The organism is Streptomyces sp. NPDC003327, from assembly GCF_053589515.1.
The window spans coordinates 25876-44581 of the sequence record NZ_JBSFSA010000048.1 but is presented as its reverse complement, the minus strand read 5'-3'; the positions used below and the strand labels follow the sequence as shown (position 1 = coordinate 44581).

Annotated in this window: 16 protein-coding genes and 2 tRNA genes; 5 read left to right on the top strand and 13 right to left on the bottom strand. The window is 72.9% G+C overall.

Going from position 1 to position 18706, the window contains the following annotated elements; translation table 11 throughout:
• The 4 genes from ACWDVG_RS27210 to ACWDVG_RS27195 form a co-directional block, all read right to left on the bottom strand.
• Positions 1-74 (bottom strand) — tRNA-Met (locus ACWDVG_RS27210).
• Between the two features lie 46 nt (positions 75-120).
• Positions 121-2244 carry a sel1 repeat family protein gene (locus ACWDVG_RS27205; protein WP_451702844.1) on the bottom strand — a complete coding sequence of 708 codons (2124 nt, stop codon included), beginning with the start codon at positions 2242-2244 and terminating at the stop codon, positions 121-123.
• A gap of 203 nt (positions 2245-2447) precedes the next feature.
• Positions 2448-2521: transfer RNA gene (locus ACWDVG_RS27200), tRNA-Met, on the bottom strand.
• Between the two features lie 44 nt (positions 2522-2565).
• Complete coding sequence (locus tag ACWDVG_RS27195; protein WP_451702841.1) at positions 2566-5535, bottom strand: UPF0182 family membrane protein; 2970 nt, start codon at positions 5533-5535, stop codon at positions 2566-2568.
• Between the two features lie 135 nt (positions 5536-5670).
• Between ACWDVG_RS27195 and ACWDVG_RS27190 the strand changes: the two genes are divergently transcribed.
• A complete protein-coding gene (locus tag ACWDVG_RS27190; protein ID WP_451702839.1) occupies positions 5671-6222 on the top strand; it encodes a PPA1309 family protein in 552 nt (183 codons plus the stop codon).
• Positions 6223-6319: 97 nt separating this feature from the next.
• On the opposite strand, the gene ACWDVG_RS27185 is transcribed toward ACWDVG_RS27190, so the two are convergent.
• The 4 genes from ACWDVG_RS27185 to ACWDVG_RS27170 form a co-directional block, all read right to left on the bottom strand.
• Entirely contained in the window at positions 6320-7408 is a 1089-nt protein-coding gene (locus ACWDVG_RS27185; RefSeq protein WP_451702836.1) for a YlbL family protein, read from the bottom strand.
• 85 nt (positions 7409-7493) lie between these two features.
• On the bottom strand, positions 7494-7649 hold the full coding sequence (locus ACWDVG_RS27180; protein ID WP_451702846.1) for a hypothetical protein: 156 nt from the start codon (positions 7647-7649) through the stop codon (positions 7494-7496).
• Positions 7650-7936: 287 nt separating this feature from the next.
• On the bottom strand, positions 7937-8398 hold the full coding sequence (locus ACWDVG_RS27175; protein WP_451702833.1) for a molybdenum cofactor biosynthesis protein MoaE: 462 nt from the start codon (positions 8396-8398) through the stop codon (positions 7937-7939).
• Between the two features lie 125 nt (positions 8399-8523).
• Complete coding sequence (locus tag ACWDVG_RS27170; protein ID WP_451702831.1) at positions 8524-9633, bottom strand: SDR family oxidoreductase; 1110 nt, start codon at positions 9631-9633, stop codon at positions 8524-8526.
• A 220-nt stretch (positions 9634-9853) separates the two neighbouring features.
• Here ACWDVG_RS27170 and ACWDVG_RS27165 point away from each other — a divergent pair, with 220 nt between their 5' ends.
• Together ACWDVG_RS27165 and ACWDVG_RS27160 are read left to right on the top strand one after the other, a co-directional pair.
• The gene (locus ACWDVG_RS27165; RefSeq protein WP_451702828.1) at positions 9854-11302 is read left to right on the top strand and encodes a zinc-dependent metalloprotease; all 1449 of its coding nucleotides are present in this window, start codon (positions 9854-9856) and stop codon (positions 11300-11302) included.
• A complete protein-coding gene (locus ACWDVG_RS27160) occupies positions 11299-11823 on the top strand; it encodes an NUDIX hydrolase (RefSeq protein WP_451702826.1) in 525 nt (174 codons plus the stop codon). The genes ACWDVG_RS27165 and ACWDVG_RS27160 overlap by 4 nt, the downstream gene beginning before the upstream one ends.
• Before the next feature lie 80 nt (positions 11824-11903).
• On the opposite strand, the gene ACWDVG_RS27155 is transcribed toward ACWDVG_RS27160, so the two are convergent.
• The 4 genes from ACWDVG_RS27155 to ACWDVG_RS27140 form a co-directional block, all read right to left on the bottom strand.
• Positions 11904-12659 carry an AIM24 family protein gene (locus tag ACWDVG_RS27155; protein ID WP_451702823.1) on the bottom strand — a complete coding sequence of 252 codons (756 nt, stop codon included), beginning with the start codon at positions 12657-12659 and terminating at the stop codon, positions 11904-11906.
• A gap of 19 nt (positions 12660-12678) precedes the next feature.
• Positions 12679-13359, bottom strand: coding sequence for an AIM24 family protein (locus ACWDVG_RS27150; RefSeq protein ID WP_451702821.1), 681 nt, complete (start codon positions 13357-13359; stop codon positions 12679-12681).
• Positions 13360-13373: 14 nt separating this feature from the next.
• Positions 13374-14987, bottom strand: coding sequence for a TerD family protein (locus ACWDVG_RS27145; RefSeq protein WP_451702819.1), 1614 nt, complete (start codon positions 14985-14987; stop codon positions 13374-13376).
• A gap of 171 nt (positions 14988-15158) precedes the next feature.
• On the bottom strand, positions 15159-15758 hold the full coding sequence (locus tag ACWDVG_RS27140) for a M48 metallopeptidase family protein (RefSeq protein ID WP_451702817.1): 600 nt from the start codon (positions 15756-15758) through the stop codon (positions 15159-15161).
• Between the two features lie 184 nt (positions 15759-15942).
• Between ACWDVG_RS27140 and ACWDVG_RS27135 the strand changes: the two genes are divergently transcribed.
• Both ACWDVG_RS27135 and ACWDVG_RS27130 read left to right on the top strand, forming a co-directional pair.
• Positions 15943-17112: a TOMM precursor leader peptide-binding protein gene (locus ACWDVG_RS27135; protein WP_451702815.1), complete on the top strand. Its 1170-nt coding sequence runs from the start codon at positions 15943-15945 to the stop codon at positions 17110-17112.
• Between the two features lie 41 nt (positions 17113-17153).
• Entirely contained in the window at positions 17154-18500 is a 1347-nt protein-coding gene (locus ACWDVG_RS27130; protein WP_451702814.1) for an ABC1 kinase family protein, read from the top strand.
• Between the two features lie 22 nt (positions 18501-18522).
• On the opposite strand, the gene ACWDVG_RS27125 is transcribed toward ACWDVG_RS27130, so the two are convergent.
• The gene (locus ACWDVG_RS27125) at positions 18523-18705 is read right to left on the bottom strand and encodes a hypothetical protein (protein ID WP_451702811.1); all 183 of its coding nucleotides are present in this window, start codon (positions 18703-18705) and stop codon (positions 18523-18525) included.
• Between the last annotated feature and the right edge of the window lies 1 nt (position 18706).

Genomic DNA, 18706 nt, shown 5'->3' with positions numbered 1-18706 from the left:
TAGCGGGGACAGGATTTGAACCTGCGACCTCTGGGTTATGAGCCCAGCGAGCTACCGAGCTGCTCCACCCCGCGTCGGTGAACCCAACCTTACGGGACCCCCGACGCAGGAGCAAATCCGTTAAGCGGTGAGCTCCTGGTGGAGGGCCTCGCTCAGCCGCGCGGCGCGCTCGGCGACCTCGGCCGGACCGAGCTCCACCGCCCGGGCGCACCAGCGCCGCCCCTCGGTCAGCTCGCCGCGCCGGGCCGCGAGCAGCGCGAGCCGGAGCGCGGCGCGGCCGTGCCCGGCCCTGGCGGCCCTGGTCCACCAGAGCGCGGCCTCCCGCTCGCTGCCCTCGCGGGCGAGGAGCAGGCCGAGGTTGAAGGCGCCGTTGCGGCTGCCCGCGTCCGCCGCCTCGCGGTACCAGCGGGCGGCCTCCGCCAGGTCACCGCGCCCGGCGGCGAGCATGCCGACCCGGACCTGGGCGCGCCGGTGGCCCTGCTGGGCGGCCCGCTCGTACCACTCCTCGCACTCGGTCTTCTCGTCCCGGGGCGCGCCGAGCACGGCGGGGCCGGGCTCGGGGCGGCGCGCGTCCAGAACCGTGGCGAGCCGGAAGGCGGCCTCGGCGCTGCCGCCGCCGGCCGCGCACCGCAGGTGCCGCTCCGCGGTCTGCTCGTCGCCGTCCCGGAGGGCGGCGATGCCGACCTGGAGGGCGGCCTCGGTGTGCCCGGCGGCCGCGGCCCGCTCGTACCAGAGGAGGGCGGTGTCGTCGTCGCCCCGGCCCGCGTGCAGGATGCCCAGGTTGAAGGCGGCGTCCACGCTGCCGGCCTCGGCGGCCTTGGAGAACCAGGGCTCCGCGCCGCCCGCGTCACCGGCCTGGAGCAGTAGGACGGCGAGCGCGTTGGCGGCCTCTCGGTGACCCGCGTAGGCGGCGCGGCGGTACCACTGCTCGGCCTGCGGGATGCGGTCCTGGGCGGCGCAGAGCAGCCCGAGGTTGTAGGCGCCGTTGACGTCGCCCGCGTCCATGGCGGCCCGGTACCAGCGCTCGGCGGTCTGCTGCTCCCCGCGGGCGGCGTGCAGCGCGCCGAGCGCGTTGGCGGCGTTGCCGTCGCCGTCCTGGGCGGCGCGCAGCCACCACACGGCGGCGGACTCCTCGTCGCCCGCGTCGCGGAGGAGGAAGGCGAGCGCGCAGGCGGCCCTGGCCTCGCCCTCCTTGGCGGAGTTCAGGTACCAGCGGCCGGCCTCCTTCAGCTCGCCGCGCTTCTCCAGGAGGGCCCCCAGGTGCAGGGCGGCCCTCCGGTGGCCGCGCGCGGCGGCCTGCCGGAACCACTGCTCGGCCTCGGCCAGTTCGCTGCCGGGAACGGCGACCGGGGCCCCGGCCTCCGTGGCTCCGGCTCCCGCGGCGCGGTCACCCGCACCGGGCCGCCCGGGCGCCGTGCCCGTCGTACGCCCGCCGGTGGGGACGTCGCCGGGGAACACGTCGCCTGACGGTACGTCGCCGGGGGCGGCCGGACGCGTGCCCGCGGCGAGCGCGTCGGCCGCCCGCAGCCGGGCGGCCGTGTCGTAGGTGTGGCCGGTGCGGCCCGGCCCGGCGGCCGGTCCGTACGCGTGCGGGCCCCGCGCGGCCTCCGTCGCACGCCGCTCCAGGGCGACCGCGAGGCGGTAGGCGGCCTCCCGGTGGCCCTGCTCGGCGGCGGCGCGCAGCCAGCGCTCGGCGCCGACGTCGCTGCGGTGCTCCAGGAGGTCGGCGAGGGCGTAGGCGCCGAGGGCGTGGCCCTGTTCGGCGGCCTGGCGCAGCCAGTACTCGGCGGCGGGCTCGTCCCCGCGCTCGCGGTGGTGGCGGCCGAGCGCGTGGGCGGCGGGCGCGGACCCGGCGACGGCGGCGACCCGCCACCAGCCGGCGGCCTCCTCGGCGTAGCCGCGCTGGTGCAGCAGGACGCCGAGGTTGTTCGCGGCGGCGCGGTCGCCCTCGGCGGTGGCGGCGCGCAGGTAGGGCTCGGCGGCGTCGAGGTCGCCGCGGCGCAGGAGGAGGGCGCCGAGGGCGCTCATCGAGGCGGTGTCACCGCGCTCGGCGGCCCGTCGGTGACGCGCCTCGGTCTCGGCTTCCGTCTCGGCGTCGGTGTCCGTGTCGGGCCCGGCGGTGATGTCGACGACCGGATCGACGGCCTTCACGGCCTCGATGATCTCGTCTGCGGCGTTCCTGGCGTGCCGCTGCACAAACCGCCCTGTCTCCAACAGAGTTGCCCTGTCCCCCATAAATACCATCGTCGCACCACCCGCAACCCGCGCACACCTGGTATACCGCAGCCAGTGAGGTCACCTCAGCGTTTTGTCGACATGCCCACAGAGAGACAAGTCAAACACGACTCACGCCAACTCGCCCCCTCCGTACCGCTCTTCGGAACCCCTCCGCCAGCCGACACGCGACGAGGGCCCGGATCCTTATGGATCCGAGCCCTCGTCATGAGTAGCGGGGACAGGATTTGAACCTGCGACCTCTGGGTTATGAGCCCAGCGAGCTACCGAGCTGCTCCACCCCGCGTCGGTGAACCAACAGTATCACGACGCGGGACGGAGCTTCGCAGGTCAGCCCCCGGAGCCCTGGCCGGCGCCCTGCTCCGGACCCTGGCCCGACCCGGCGGCCGGGGGTGCGCCCGAGCCGCTCGGCTTCAGCTTGGCACCGGCCTCGGCGGCCCGCTGGAGCGCGGCCTGGAGGTCTTCCTGGGCCTTGCCGTACGCGGTCCAGTCGCCCTTCTGGAGCGCCGTCTCGCCCTCGTCGTACGCCTTCTGGGCGTCCGCGATGGCCTGCTTCAGAGCGGCGTCGGCGGCCGTCGGCGGCTGCTGCGTGCCGGGGGGCTGCGTGGTGCCCGGCGGGGTCGGGGGCGTGGTGGGCGCCTCCACCCCGAAGACCGCGTTGAGCGCCAGGGTGAGGTTGTCCTCGAACACCGTGGTGTCCTTGGTCGTGTCACCCTCCGGCTGGTCCGCGTCCACGTACGACACCGCGACCTTCTTCAGGAGCGGGTAGAGCGCGTTGCGGCCCTGGGCGTACACCGGCTCCACGTACAGGAACCCGCCGTCGAGCGGCACCGTCAGCAGGTTGCCGTACTGGATGTCGGAGTCGGCGCCCTTCATGTCCCGGACGAACTGGGCGACGGACGGCAGACCGTTCAGCTTGCTCTGCACCTGTGCCGGGCCCGGCACGTCCTGCGTGACCCGCAGCAGTCTCAGCCGGCCGTACTCCTTGCTGGTGGCGTCGGCGTCGACCGCCATGAAGCCGCCCAGGTTGGGCCGGCCGATCGGGGTGAACGTCGTCGTCAGCGAGAAGCGCTGGGCCGTGTCCCCGGGCATCTTCATGCTCAGGTAGTACGGCGGGACCGCGTTGCCGTCCTTGTTGGTCGGGTCGTCCGGCACCTGCCAGGCGTCCGAGCTGCTGTAGAACTGCGCCGGGTCGGTGACGTGGTAGCGGGTCAGCAGCTCGCGCTGGACCTTGAACATGTCCTGCGGGTAGCGCAGGTGCGAGAGCAGGTCGGGCTTGATGTCGGACTTGGCCTTGACCGTGCCCGGGAACGCCTTCATCCAGGTCTTCAGGACCGGGTCCTGGGTGTCCCACTGGTAGAGGGTCACCGAGCCGTCGTACGCGTCGACGGTGGCCTTCACCGAGTTGCGGATGTAGTTGACCTGGTTCTGCTGGGCCACGACCGCGCGCTGCTGGTTGTTGACGGTCAGCGAGTCCGCCGTCGTGTCGCCGAGCGTGGTGCGCGAGGCGTACGGGTAGCCGTTGGTCGTCGTGTAGGCGTCGACGATCCAGACGATCTTCTTGTCGACGACGGCCGGGTAGGCGTCGCCGTCGATCGTCAGCCAGGGCGCGACGGCCTCGACGCGCTCCTTGGGCGTGCGGTTGTAGAGGATCCGCGAGCCGTCGCCGATGGCCCCCGAGTAGAGGATCTGCGGCTCGCTGAAGGCCACCGCGTACGCCGCGCGGTTGAAGGCGCTGGAGAGGCTGACGCCGCTGTTGCCCTCGTAGCTGGTGGTCTTCTCGCCGTTCTCCTCGTAGTCCAGCTCCCGCTGCGGGCCACCCACGATCGAGTACTGGTCGGTCTTCTCGCCGTAGTAGATCCGCTGCTGGTACGGGCCGAGCTGACCGGTCGTCGGCAGGCCGGCCTCGGTGAAGACCGGAGAGCCGTTGGCGTCCGCCTGGGTGCCCGCGGCCATGATGGCGCCGTAGCCGTGGGTGTACGTGAAGTGGTCGTTGATCCAGTTCCGCTTGGGGATGCCCCGGATGTTCAGCTCGCGCAGACCGACGACGGTGTCCTTGCCGTTGTAGCGGTCCACGTCGAGGGTGGTCGGGAACTGGTAGTACTTCCGCTTCTGCTCCAGCTGCTGGAACGTGGGCGAGACGATGTTCGGGTCGAGGACGCGGTAGCTGGCCGCCGTGTCGGAGTCGGCGCGCAGCTGGTCCTTGGCCTTGACCGTCGACTTGCCCGAGTAGTTCTCGGGCTTCGTCTGGTCGATCGCGTACGCCTTGCGGGTGGCGTCGATGTTCTTCTGGATGTACGGCGCCTCCTTGGCCTGCTCGTTCGGCTGGACCTGGAACTTCTGCACGATGGCCGGGTACAGGCCGCCGATCAGGACCGCCGAGAGCACCATCAGGCCGAAGCCGATGACGGGGAGCTGCCAGGTGCGGCGCCAGAGCGTCGCGAAGAACAGGACCGCGCAGATCGCGGCGATGCAGAAGAGGATGGTCTTCGCCGGCAGGTAGGCGTTGGCGTCGACGTACCGCAGGCCCGTCCAGTTGCCGGTGGCCTTGAAGTCGCTGGACTTCACGGCCAGGCCGTAGCGGTCGAGCCAGTACGCCACGGCCTTCAGCGAGACGAAGACGCCGAGGAGCACCGAGAGGTGTCCGGTGGCGGCGGCCGTCGCGCGGGCGCCGGGGCTGGTGATCCGCAGCCCGCCGTACAGGTAGTGGGTGAGCGCGGCGGCGATCAGCGACAGGACCGTGGCGGCGAAGCCGAACGCCAGCAGGAAGCGGTACCACGGCAGGTCGAAGGCGTAGAACGACACGTCCAGACCGAACTGCGGGTCCTTCTGGTCGAACTTCACGCCGTTGACCCACATCAGCCAGGTGCGCCACTGCCCGGAGGCGGAGGCGCCCGCGATCAGGCCCACCAGGGCCGTCACGGCGAGCAGCACCCACTTCTTGAAGGGCGCGACACCCATCCGGTAGCGGTCCAGGCTCTGCTGCTCCAGCGACATCGCGCTGAGCGGCGGCCGCAGCCGGTGCGCCAGCCAGATGTTGAGGCCGACGGCGAGCGCCATCAGCAGGCCGAAGACGGCGAACAGGCCGATCTTGGTCCACAGGGTGGTGGTGAACACGGACGAGTAGTCGACGGAGCGGTACCAGAGCCAGTCCGTCCAGAACCCGGCGAACATCACGAACGCCATGGCCAGGACGGCCAGCACCCCGAGTGTCATGAGCAGGGTGCGGGCCCGCCGGGACGGCCGGCCGACTCTCATCCTCGGCCCGGTCGGGCCCCCGCCGCCTCCGCGGTCCGGCATCTGGAAAGCCAACGTGCGCCCCTCGGTGTTGATGCGTCGATATCAGGCCCCCGCGATCGTAGGGCCCACTGGTGCAACTTACTGAGGCTTTACCTAGTTCCCGTCTCCGGGGCGAAACGAGGCAGGATGTTGTGCATGTCCAACGTTTCCCCCTCCGGCCCCCCGATGGCCGCGAGTCCCCTCACCCGTGCGGTGCTCGAGATCGACGAGTACGCCTCGGGTCTCGGCTGGGACCGACCCGCCCGCCTCTTCGCCCTCGTCGACACCGCGCGGCTGCGCGCCCAGGAACCCTCCCTCGCCTCCCAGCTCGGCCTCGGTGACGAGGCCACCGCGTACACCCCGATCGAGCAGGACGAGCTCCCCGCCGGCAAGGCGCTCGACGAGTTCCTCGGCACGATCGCCTGGCCGGACGCCGTCGTCGGCTGCGCGCTGACCGTGGAGCGGCTGATGCTGCCCCCGTCGGCCGAGGCGCAGGTGCCGACCGGTCTCGGCGAGAAGCAGCTGGCCAAGTGGGTGGCCGCCCACCCGGACCGGCAGGAGGTCCGGATGACCGTCGCCGTGCTGCGGGACGGGGCGCGCGAGGCGGCGATCCGGCTGCGCGAGAAGGACTCGCCGAACGAGGTGCTGACCGGACCGGACCTGGTCCCGGGCCTGGCCGAGGCGCTCGCGGCGACCTTCGAGGGCTGACCGCCCGACCGCGCCCTTCTCGTACGGGATGGGGGCGGGCGTACGACGGAGGGGCGCCCGGTCGATGTGACCGGGCGCCCCTCCGTCGTACCGGCCGCTACTTCTTCGAACAGCTCGGGAGGGACGTCGTGTCGCCCTTGCGGAGCTTCTCCAGCGACCTGGTCGCGTCGTCGATGGTGTCGACCTTGACGAGCGTGAGCCCCGCGGGCGTGTCGGCGGCGGCGGCCGCGCAGTTGTCGGCCGGGGTGAGGAAGTACTCGGCGCCGGCGTCGCGCGCCCCGACGAGCTTCATCTGGATGCCGCCGATCGGGCCCACCGCGCCCTCGTCGTCGATGGTGCCGGTGCCGGCGATGAACTTGCCGCCGGTGAGGCTGCCGGGGGTGAGCTTGTCGACGATGCCGAGGGCGAACATCAGACCGGCGCTGGGGCCGCCGACGTCGGCGAGGTTGATGTCGATGGTGAACGGGAAGACGTGGTCGGTTCCGGCCTGGATGCCGACGATCGCCCGGTCGCCCTCCTCGGAGGTCGTGGTCGTGATGACCACCTTGCGGGTCCCGGTGGGCTCCTTGCCCGCCTTCTCCGCGGCGGCCGCCTCCTTGGCGGGGACGACGGTGAACTCGACGTCCTGCCCCGGCTTGCGCCGGGTGACCTGCTTGGCGACGTCCCCCGGCTCGGAGACGGGGGTTCCGTCGACGGCCCTGACGACGTCACCGGCGTGCAGCTTGCCCTCGGCCGGGGAGCCCTTCACGACGGTGGCGACGACGACCCGGCTGGTCACGGGGATGTTCAGCTCCCGGAGGGCGGCGACCTTGGCGCTCTCCTGGGACTGGCTGAACTCCTCGGCGTTCTCCTGGCTCGACTCCTCCTCGGTCTTCCCGTCCGGGTAGAGGGTGTCGTGCGGGACCACCACGTTGTCGTGGGCCAGCCAGCCGTAGACGGCCTCGACGGCGTTCATCTTGTAGTCCGCGCTCGTGACGCGGACCGTCGTCATGTTGAGGTGACCGTCGGTGGGGTACGTCTTGCGTCCGGAGATCTGCAGGACCGGTTCCCCCCTGGCCTCGCCGAGGGTGTTGACCGTGGGGCCGGGGCTCATCTCCGAGTAGGGCACCGGGATCAGGACGCCTGCGATGAGCAGACAGATCAGGACCAGTGTGGAGGCGAGCATCGTCGCGGTGCGGCGTGGCATGGAACGACATTACGGGACTCGCCTGTGGGTGCACCCCTGGGGCGGGCCGTACGGGCACCGGGAGCGGCGGAGCCGGGCGAGGGCGTCAGCCGGACGGCCAGGTGGTCGCGGCGGCCGCGGCGGGGGTGGTCTCGCGCTCGGGGCGGGCCGTGGCGGAATCGGCGGCGGGGACGGGAGCGGTGGTGCCGTGGGCGCGTTCCATCGCGTCCCGGAAGCGGGCGTAGCCGGCGAGCTCGGCCACGTCACCTATCGTCTTGTTCCTCGATGCCCAGCTTCCCCATATCGCCGCGCCGACGACTGCGAAAAGCGGAATCAGCAACCAGGCGAGCGCTGCCATCCCGACCTCCCATCCCCAGTGAGTTGATCAGCAGATTATTCATCTGTGTCCTCAACGCTCACGCCTGGGGGCCGGTTACGCAAATCGGGCGTTCGGCTACGCGCTGTCGGCGCGCCTTCTTGCACGCCTGGGCGCTCCTCGGGCTCTCGGGGCGAAGGCTCAGCAGGGACGCCCAGCCTCGGGGCGAAGGCTCAGCAGGCGCCCACCCACTCCTCGGTGCCGTCCGAGAAGGTCTGGTGCTTCCAGATCGGGACCTCGTGCTTGAGGTCGTCGATCAGGCGGCGGCAGGCGTCGAACGCGTCGCCGCGGTGGGGGCAGGAGACCGCGACGACGACCGCGATGTCACCCACGCGGAGGTCACCCACCCGGTGGACGGCGGCCAGGGCGCGGACCGGGTGGTCGGCGACGACCTTCTCGGCGACGCGCCGGAGCTCCGCCTCCGCGGTGGGGTGGCAGGAGTAGCCGAGCGCGTCGACGTCCGCCCCGCCGTCGTGGTTGCGCACGGTGCCGACGAAGAGGGTCGTGCCACCGGCGGCGTCGTCGCCGACGGCCCGGAAGACCTCGTCGACGGAGAGGGGCGTGTCGCGGATCGCGAGCAGCTTGATCGGATCGGCGGCGGCCTGCTCGCCGGGGTGGTCGTGCGTGTCAGCCATGGGTTCATGGTGCCGCACGGCACCGACATCCCGGAATGGCCTTTTCGACCGGTGGACCGGACCCTCCGTAGGAGGGTCCTACAGGACCGGCCGGCCCCCGGTCCGTACGACCCGGCCGACGGGCCCTACAGCCCGCGCCGCTTGCGCATCTGGCGGACCAGCGCGGCCGTGCCGAGCAGCGCCACCGTCGCACCGGCCGCGCCGGCGGCCGTCGCGTCCTTCCGGCCCAGGCGGCGGCCGGCGACGGTGTGGCGTCCCTCGACCTCCTCCAGGAGCGCGGCGAGGACCGCCTCGTTCGTCCACGCGGGCCGCCAGCCCGCGTCGTGGAGACGGCCGACGGAGACCACCCAGGGGTGCATGGTGTACGCCAGGTCACCGGCGGGCGACGGGGTGAGCCCGATCCGGTGGAGGCGGGCGGCCGCGCCGAGGGCGACCGCGGAGGGCAGCTCCATGCGGCGGATGCCGGACAGCTCCTCCACCTCCTCCTGCTCGAGCCAGCCCTCGCAGCCGACGGCGAACTCGCCCTCGACCTTCTCCAGGGCCGCGTACTCCAGGGCGCTCACCAGGTCGTCGACGTGGCAGAACTGCCACGTGGGCCGCGAACCGGCGACCACGAGCAGCCGGGGCGACTCGAAGTAGCGGGTGAGCGCCGTGTCCGTGCCGCCGACGAGGACGGCGGGCCGGACGACGGTGACGTTGAGACCGGGGTGCGCGCGGGGCGCGCGGCGGCCCAGGCGCTCGATCTCCAGCATGTCGCCGACGCCGGTGGCCTCGGCGGTGGCCCGCAGCTCGGCGTCCTCGGAGAGCGGGATGTCGTTGTCGGGCAGGGCGCCGTAGACCATCGTCGAGGTGCAGAGCACGACCCGGTGCACCCCGGCCGCGGCGGCGGCCGTGAGCACGGTCTGCGTCCCGCGCACGTTGTAGGCCGTACGGGCGGCGGGGTCGGTCTCCAGGTCGAGGTCGACGGCGAGGTGCACGACGACGTCCGCGCCGCGCAGCTTCTCGGCGATGGCCGGATCGCGCACGTCGAGGATGTGCCACTGCGCCTCGGTGACCTCGCCCCGGCGCTCGTCGATGGCGATGACCTGCTTGATCTCGTCGGACGCGGCGAGGCGCCTGGTCAGGAGGTCGCCGACGCCGGTGGCGGCGCCGGTGACCGCGACGACGGGGCCGCGCGCGGCGGACCGGGTTGAGTGGTTTCGCGCTCCGCGAACCTGAGGATCTGGGGAACTCACCGGGCGTCTCCAGCGGTTGTCTTCAGTACGTACACGCATGACGCGTACGGACCAGGTGGCGTCCATCCTGCCGCAGGGCACGGCCCGGCGGAGCACCGAGCCCATATCCGGCCCCGGATGTCGAGCCCGGTCCGGGCGGCGGGACACCACCTACGCTGGTGGTGTGCAACGGGCAGTCGCCGTCGGCAGAGGCCGGCGGCCCTAGGAGCCGAGGAAACCTGTGAGTGACACCCCATTCGGATTCGGCCTTCCGCCGGAGGAGCCGGAGAACGGCGACGAGGGCAAGAAGAAGGACCCCGCCGGAGGTGGCCAGGGGTCCGGTGGCCAGGGCGGCAACCCCTTCGGGGCGAACCCCTTCGGCTTCGGCGGTCTGCCCGGCATGGGCGGGCCGGGCGGTGCGGAGAACCCGTTCGCCGCGATGTTCGGCTCGCTGAACCCCACGGACCTCGGCGCCGCCTTCCAGCAGCTCGGGCAGATGCTCAGCTACGAGGGCGGTCCCGTGAACTGGGACATGGCGAAGCAGATCGCCCGCCAGGTCGTGGCCCAGGGCACCGCCGACGGCACCAAGGACGCCAGCGTGGGTCCGGCGGAGAGGACCGCGGTCGAGGAGGCCGTGCGCCTCGCCGACCTCTGGCTCGACCAGGTGACCTCGCTGCCGTCCGGCGCGAGCACGGCCGTGGCGTGGAGCCGGGCCGAGTGGGTGGAGGCGACCCTGCCCGCGTGGCAGAAGCTGGTGGACCCGGTCGCGGAGCGGGTCGGCTCGGCGATGGGCGACGTCCTGCCGGAGGAGATGCAGGCCATGGCCGGCCCGCTGATCGGCATGATGCGCTCGATGGGCGGCGCCATGTTCGGCCAGCAGATCGGACAGGCCGTCGGCGCGCTCGCCGGTGAGGTCGTGGGCTCGACGGACGTCGGCCTGCCGCTCGGCCCGGCCGGGAAGGCCGCGCTGCTCCCGCTGAACGTCGCGGCCTTCGGCAAGGACCTGGGCGTCCCGTTCGACGAGGTGCGGCTCTACCTCGCGCTGCGCGAGGCCGCCCACCAGCGGCTCTTCGCCCATGTGCCGTGGCTGCGGGCGCACCTCTTCGGCGCCGTCGAGGGGTACGCGCGCGGGATCAAGGTCGACACCTCGAAGCTGGAGGAGGCGGTCGGGCAGCTCGACCCGACGCACCCGGAGCAGCTCCAGGAGGCGCTCCAGCAGGGCATGTTCCAGCCGGAGGACACCCCGGAGCAGAAGGCGGCCCTGGCCCGTCTGGAGACCGCGCTCGCGCTGGTCGAGGGCTGGGTGGACGCGGTGGTCCACGAGGCCGCGAAGTCCCGGCTGACCTCGGCGGACGCGCTGCGCGAGACGCTGCGTCGGCGCCGGGCGTCGGGCGGTCCGGCCGAGCAGACCTTCGCGACCCTGATCGGCCTCGAACTGCGTCCGCGCCGGCTGCGGGACGCGGCCCGGCTGTGGGCGTCGCTCACGGACGCGCGCGGCGTGGACGGCCGGGACGGTCTGTGGGAGCACCCGGACATGCTGCCGACGGCGACGGACCTGGACGACCCGGACGGCTTCGTCCACCGCGAGCACCTCGACTTCTCGGAGCTGGACAAGATGCTCGGCGAGGCGGCGAAGGGCGACGCCCGCGAGGACGGGGACGGCGCCGAGGACGGGGACGGCAAGGAGTGAGCCTGTACGACGACGCGGTCCTCGTCCTGAAGGGGTACGAGGACCAGCCGGAGCTGCGTGACGTCTATCTGGAGCACCTCGCGGCGCACCCCGACGGCATGTACAAGCCCTGTACGGCGGGTCATCTGACGTCCAGCGCGCTGGTGGTCGACCCCGCGCGGGAGCGGGTCCTGCTGACGCTCCACAAGAAGCTGGGCATGTGGCTGCAGATGGGCGGCCACTGCGAGGAGGGCGACCCGACGGTCGAGGCCGCCGCGCTGCGCGAGGCGACGGAGGAGTCGGGGATCCCGGGTCTGACGCTGCTGCCGGGCGGTCCGGTGCGGCTCGACCGCCACCCGATCCCGGCGCCCTGCCACTGGCACCTGGACGTGCAGTACGCGGCGGTCGCGCCGGCCGGGTCGACGGCGGCGATCAGCGAGGAGTCGCTGGACCTGCGCTGGTTCCCGTACGCGGAGGTGGCGGCCGTCGCGGACACGTCGGTGGTCCGGCTGCTGGAGGGCACGCTGACGCGGCTCTCGTAGACGCCGTGACGCGCGGGGGGCTCGTGAACGTGGTGAAGGGGGCGGTCGCCGTGGCGGCCGCCCCCTTCCCGTACCCCTGACTAGTTCCAGGCGTTGTTCTGGTTCTGGGCGTGCGAACCGTGCTGGCCCGCGCCGAACTGGGCGGCGATGCCCTGGCCGATGGCCGCGTTCTGCGGGGGCATCACCTCGCTGGGCTGCACGAGGGCGAAGCCCTGGCCGAGGAAGCTGAGCTCCCAGCCCTCGCCGGTGCTGCCCCGGCGGGTGCGGACGCTGGTGTTGGTCGTCTGCGACTGCATCTGGACGCGCAGCGAGGTGGACCAGGCGACGATGGCGTCCGCGTCCACGTTGACGTACTTCTCGGGCGTGACGTGCATCATCAGCGGCTGGCCGGAGGTCATCAGGGCGACCTTGCCGCGGCCGGAGATGTTGAGCTGGTACTTGCCCGAGCCGGAGATGCCGTACTGGCTGTCGACGGCGATGACCTCGGTGTGGAGGGTCGAGTCGAGCGCGAGGACGTAGGCGCTGTCGACCGTGAGGCCCTCCTGCTCGACCTCCACGACGTGGATGTACTGGGCGAGGTTGGCGAAGTAGACCGTGCCCTGGCCGGAGCAGCGCATCAGGTCGAGGCCCTCGCCGGTGCGGGCCTGGGCGCGCCGCTGGCTCGGGGTCCGGTACTCGCCGTCGAAGTCGACGAGGCCCTGGTACGCCACCATGGCGCCCTTGCGGGCGAGGATGTCGTCCGACCCGTTGAGGGCCACCCGCAGCAGCTGCGGGTTCTGGATGACGTACCGCTCCTGGCTCTGCTGCTCGGCGTGGTTGAAAAGCGGGCTCTGCATGATGTGTTCTCGCTCCCCCTCAGCCCCGGACCCGCAGGCGGTCGGTGCTGTCCTCACTCGGCTGTACGACGACGATGCCCTGGCCGGAGAAGGCCATCTGGTAGGCCTCGCCGCTGCCCCGCCCGATGAGCGAGGAGGCCTTGAAGCTGCGCTTGCCCTTGACCTTGAGGGCGGGCGACCAGGCGACGAGCGCGTCGGGGTCGACGTAGGTCTCGTCCTCGCCGCGGCCGCAGTCGACGACGATCGGCGTGCCGCGCGAGGTGAGCGCCACCCAGCCGGTGCCCGCGATCTCCACGTTGAACAGGCCCTGGCCGGCGAACTTGGCAAGCCCCTTGACGCGCTCGACGCCCCACTGGAGGTGGGCGTCGAAGGCGAGGAGGTTGGTGCCGTTGACGGAGAGCGAGTCGTTCTGGAGGTTGATCACGACGACGTCGGCGCCGTAGTCGGCGAGGTAGAGCAGGCCGTCGCCGGTGCACTTCATGAGCGGCGCGCCTTCGCCGGTGGCCCACTCCTTGGCGACCTGGCGGACGGCCGGCGGGTTGGCCTCGTAGGTGATGAAGCCCTCGTAGGACACCATCGAGCCGGCCCGGGCGAAGAGGTCCTGGCCACTGGCCATGGCGACCTTGAGCATGGTGCGGCCGTGGTTCTCCATCCGGGCCGCGACGGGGGTCGGGGCGTAGCCCGCGAGCTGCTGGTTCATGACTTCGGGCTCCCTCAGACCTCGTAGGGCTGGACGACGATGAAGTTGCCGGGTGCGCCCCGGAACTGGAGGTTCACGGTCTCGCCGCTGTGGCCCGGGTAGGCGTTGCGGCGGAGCCGGACCTGGCTGGACAGGATGACCTGCGAGGCGGCGGACCAGGCGACGACGGCGTTGCAGTCGGCGAAGGTGGTCGGCGTGACGGGCAGGACCACGGGGATGCCGTGGGTCTTCACGACGACGGTGCCTGTGCCCTGGAACTGCATGGTGAAGAGCGCGCCGCCGGGGATGCCGTGGCCCTCGATGCGACGGACCTCGTACTGGAGGGACTCGTCGAACGCGAGGACGTTCTCGGCGGAGACGCAGATGGCGTCGCCCTGGAGCTCGATCGGGTGCAGGTGCGCGGCGTCCTCGGCGAGGAAGACCTGGCCGCGGCCGGTGCAGCGCATGAGCTGCATCTCCTGGCCGGTGGCGTTGCCGACGATCCGGCCCGTGAACCCGGCGCCCTTGTGGGAGAAGTCGACCTTGCCCTGGTACATGACCATGGAGCCCTGACGGGCGAGGACGGGCACGCCGCCCATGGCGAGGTCGACCCGCATGAGCTGCTGGTTCTGCGGCGTCCAGCGGGTGCCGGTGGGGGTCTCCTTGTACGGCGCGAGCGCCGCGGCGAGTCCCGCGCCGGTCGCGGGCACGCCCTGCGGAACGCCCTGCGGAACGCCCTGCGGCGGCATGCCGGGCTGCTGGCCGTACGGGGCGGGGGCGGGCTGCCCGTAGGGGGCGCCCGGCGGCGGGGTCTGGCCCGGGACCTGCCCGTACTGGGGCGGCTGCGGCGGCTGGCCGTACGGCGCGGGCTGCCCGTACGCGGGGGCCGCCGGTGCGGGAGCGGGGGCCAGGGGCGCGGCCATCGTGGGCGCCGCGTGGACCGGCTGCACGGGCGCGGCGGGGGCGGGCGCCGGGGGCGCGGCCGGGGCGCCGAACGCCGGGGCGGGCGCGGGCGCCGGGGCCGGTGCGGCGGGCGTGCCGAAGGCCGGGGGCGCGGTGGCCTGGGCGGGCGGGGCGAAGCCGGGGCCGGGGGCCCCGGGCTGCGGGGCGGCCGGCGCCTCCTCGGCGACCTCGCCGCCGAAGTTCTTCAGGAGCGCTTCCAGGCCGCCGTCGAAGCCCTGGCCGACGGCGGCGAACCGCCAGACGTCCTTCAGGTAGAAGTCGCCCAGCATCACGGCGCGCTCGGTGGAGAACTCGGCGCCGGTGAAGGAGTACCGGGCGACCTCCTCGCCGCCCGCCACGATCCGCAGGTGGCCGGGGCCGACCTGGGACATCTGGCCCGCGCCGTCGATGGTCGCGGTGAAGGACAGCTTGTGGATGTGCGCCGGGATCCGGTCGAGGGTGACGCGGAAGGACTCGGTGTCGCCGGCCTGCGCCCCGAGCAGCTGGATGGACTCCTCGGGCGACTTCGGCTGGTTGAAGAAGACGAAGTACCGGTCGTCCGACAGCCGCTCGTCGGCGTCGAGACCGAAGCAGCTGATGTCGAAGGTCAGTCCGGGAGCCGCGATCTGCACGCCCACGTACAGATCGGTGCCCGCGGTCAGATCACTGATCTTGGCCTTGTGGCCGCGTTGGAATTCCCTGGCCATGCGTAACGACCGTCCCCCATCCCGAATGGCGAATGCTCGCGCCAGGCTAACGGCTGGCGATGACATTGAGACAGGCCGGGACCTTTTCGGTACGAAATCGGGAAACGGAATCGGCGGCGGGCCGCGCCGAGGGGCCGTTCCGCGGGGCGGTCCGCGGTGTCCGGCTTCCGGTCACTCCTCGGCGTCGGCGCCCGGGTCCTCGCGGAGCTCCCGGTGGTGCGGCAGGCGCGCCGCGGCGACGACCCCCTCCAGGTAGCCGCGGGCCCGCTCGGTGCGCGGGTACGCCTCCAGGAGCCGCCAGAACGCGGGGCCGTGGCCGGGGACGAGGAGGTGGGCCAGCTCGTGGAGGAGCACGTAGTCGACGACGTACTCGGGCATGCCCTGGAGCCGGTGGGAGAGGCGGATGCTGGCCTCGGAGGGGGTGCAGGAGCCCCAGCGGGTGTTCTGGTTGGTGACCCAGCGCACGGATCGGGGGCGGGCGCGGCCCTCGAAGTACTGCTCGGACAGGCGCAGGGCCCGCTCGGTGAGTTCGCGGTCGCCGAGGACGTTCCTGCTCTCCTGCGCGGCGAGCTTGTCGAGCATGACGGTGACCCAGCGCCGCTCCTCGGCCTCGGACATCCGGGCGGGGATGAGCACGACGGTCCGGTCGCCCTCGCGGTAGGCCGAGACGGTTCTGCGCCGCCGTGTGCTCCTGCGGACCTCGACGGCGGTCGACGCCGCGTCGCGGGCGGTCGGGTCGCTGGTCACGGTGGGCTGTCGGTCGGCTGGCACCTCGCCGAGGTTACCGAATCGGGCGCGGTGAAGTCCCGCCTCCGCCGTCCGGCGCGCGGCATTCGAATGACTAATGCGCTGCCCTGTGGACAACTTTCGGCGGCGTGCGCGGCGGACGGTCAGTCTGATCACGGAACGGCGAAAGCGCCATTTCATGATCAGCGAGGACTCGGGGGGCGGGGCAATGCATCCGATGGTGAAGCCGGCACTGCGGCGGGCGTGGCGGAGCCTGAGTTGCGTGCAGTTCGGGATCACCCCGGCGCACGCGGTGGCGATGGGCCCGGTGGACACGGCGACGGGCGGGCTGCTGGCGCTTCTGGACGGGACGCGGGGGACGGAGCTGCTGCGGGAGGAGGCCCGCGCCCTCGGGCTGCCCGAGGGGCGCGTGGAGGCGTTCCTCGGGCGTCTTGAGGCCGCGGGACTGCTCGCGGACGCCGGGAGCGGGCGGCCGGGGAAGGCGGCGGGCGCGGTGGCCGACGGCCTCGATCCGGTGCGGGCCGACCTGGCCTCGCTGTCCGTGGTCCACCCGGGGCGCGACCGTGCCGCGCGGACGCTGGGTGCGCGGCGGGCCGCGCGCGTCCAGGTCCGCGGCGCCGGGCGGGTGGGGACGACGGTGGCGGCGCTGCTCTCCGCCGCCGGGGTGGGCGAGGTCCAGGTGCTGGACTCGGGCCGGGTGGAGCCGTGGGAGACGGGACCGGGCGGGCTGCCCGCCGACGCGGTCGGCGAGCGGCGGGCGACGGCGGCCCGGCGGCTCGTGGGCCGCTGGGCGCGCGGGGCGGTGCGCGCGCTCGGCCCGGGCGGCGCGGGCGGCGGTCCCGGCAGGGGTCGCGGGAGCGGCGGGAGCGGGCCGCCTGGGCTTTCCCTCGTCGTGGTGGCACCCCGGGACGGACTCGGTGCGTACGTCCCCGATCCCTTGCCCGCCGAGCCGTGGATGGCCTCGGGCACGCCCCATCTGTACGCGGGCGTGCTGGAGGCGACGGGCGTGGTGGGGCCGTTGGTGCTGCCGGGCGGGACGGCCTGCGCGCGGTGCGTCCAGGAGGAGCGGACGGACCGGGAGCCGGTCTGGCCCCGGCTGCTCGCCCAGTGGCGTTCGGGCGCTCCGCACGCGCTGCCCGCCTGCGACGTGACGCTCGCGGCGGCGGTGGCGGGGCTGGCCGCCGCGCACGCGCTGGCGTTCCTGGACGGGGATCTGCCGGCGAGCACGGGGGCGCGGTGGGAGGTGTCGCTGCCGTGGTCGGAGTGGCGGTCGGAGCGGCTGAGACCGCATCCGGACTGCCCCTGCGGGGCCGCACGCGCGGCGGAGGGGGAGCGCGCCTCGGCCGCCGGAGGCGTGCAGGACACAATGGCGGGGTAACGGCCCTGCGCGGCACGGCATTCTGGGTTTTGGAGGGGCGCATGTCTGATCTTCCCCGGAAGGCGGTCACCCGGACCGCCAAGTTGGCCGCGTTGCCACTCGGCTTCGCGGGCCGGGCCACCTGGGGCCTGGGCAAGCGGATCGGCGGCAAGTCGGCGGAGTTCGTCGCCCGCGAGCTCCAGGAGCGTACGGCCGAGCAACTGTTCAAGGTGCTCGGCGAGTTGAAGGGCGGGGCGATGAAGTTCGGGCAGGCCCTGTCCGTCTTCGAGTCGGCACTGCCGGAGGAGGTCGCCGGGCCCTACCGGGCGGCGCTGACGAAGCTTCAGGACGCGGCCCCGCCGATGCCGACGCGCACCGTGCACGCGGTCCTCGAGGAGCGGCTGGGCGAGGGGTGGCGGGAGCTGTTCCTGGAGTTCGAGGACAAGCCGGCCGCCGCCGCGTCGATCGGCCAGGTGCACCGGGCGGTCTGGCACGACGGCCGCGAGGTCGCGGTGAAGGTGCAGTATCCGGGCGCGGGCGAGGCGCTGCTCTCGGACCTGGCGCAGCTGAGCCGGTTCGCCCGGCTGCTCGGTCCGCTGATGCCCGGGATGGACGTCAAGCCGCTGATCGCCGAGATGCGGGACCGGGTCTCGGAGGAGCTGGACTACGCCCTGGAGGCGGAGGCCCAGCGCAGGCACGCGGAGGAGTTCGCGGACGACCCCGGTGTGGTGGTGCCCGGCGTGGTGCACCAGTCGGAGCAGATCCTGGTGACGGAGTGGATGGACGGCATACCGCTCGCGGAGGTGATCGCGGACGGTACGCGGGAGCAGCGGGACCGGGCGGGGCAGTTGCTGGCCCGTTTCCTCTTCTCCGGGCCGGCCCGGACGGGTCTCCTGCACGCCGATCCGCATCCGGGGAACTTCCGGCTGCTGCCGGGGTCCGGCGAGGAGGGGCCGGAGGGGTGGCGGCTCGGCGTCCTCGACTTCGGCACCGTGGACCGGCTCCCGGGCGGGCTGCCGGAGACGATCGGCACCTGTCTGCGCATGACGCTCGCCGGTGAGGCGGACACGGTCTACGGGCTGCTGCGGTCGGAGGGCTTCGTCAAGGAGTCCGTGGTCCTCGACCCGGACGCGGTCCTGGAGTACCTGCTCCCGATCATCGAGCCGGCGGAGGCGGAGGAGTTCCTCTTCACCCGCGGCTGGATGCGCACCCAGGCGGCCCGCGTCGCCGACCCGCGCTCCCCCGCCCACCAGCTGGGCAAGCAGTTGAACCTGCCGCCGTCCTACCTGCTGATACACCGTGTGACGTTGAGCACCATCGGCGTCCTGTGCCAGCTGAACGCGACGGTCCGCCTGCGGGAGGAGCTCGTGGACTGGCTGCCGGGGTTCGCGGAACCCGACCCGGTCTGACGTCCGGAGCGGGTGGCGCCGGTCACCACCAGGAGGAGTCGAGCCGTCCTTCGATGGCCCGGATGTGGGCGCGCGCGCACTCCTCGCAGAAGTACTGGCGTCGGCCGTTCTCGACGGAGCAGGTCCAGGTCACCGGGAGGGGGTCGGCGGTCCTGCCGCAGCGGGCGCAGGAGACGGGCTCCTCGGGGGCGGGGGCTTCGTTCACC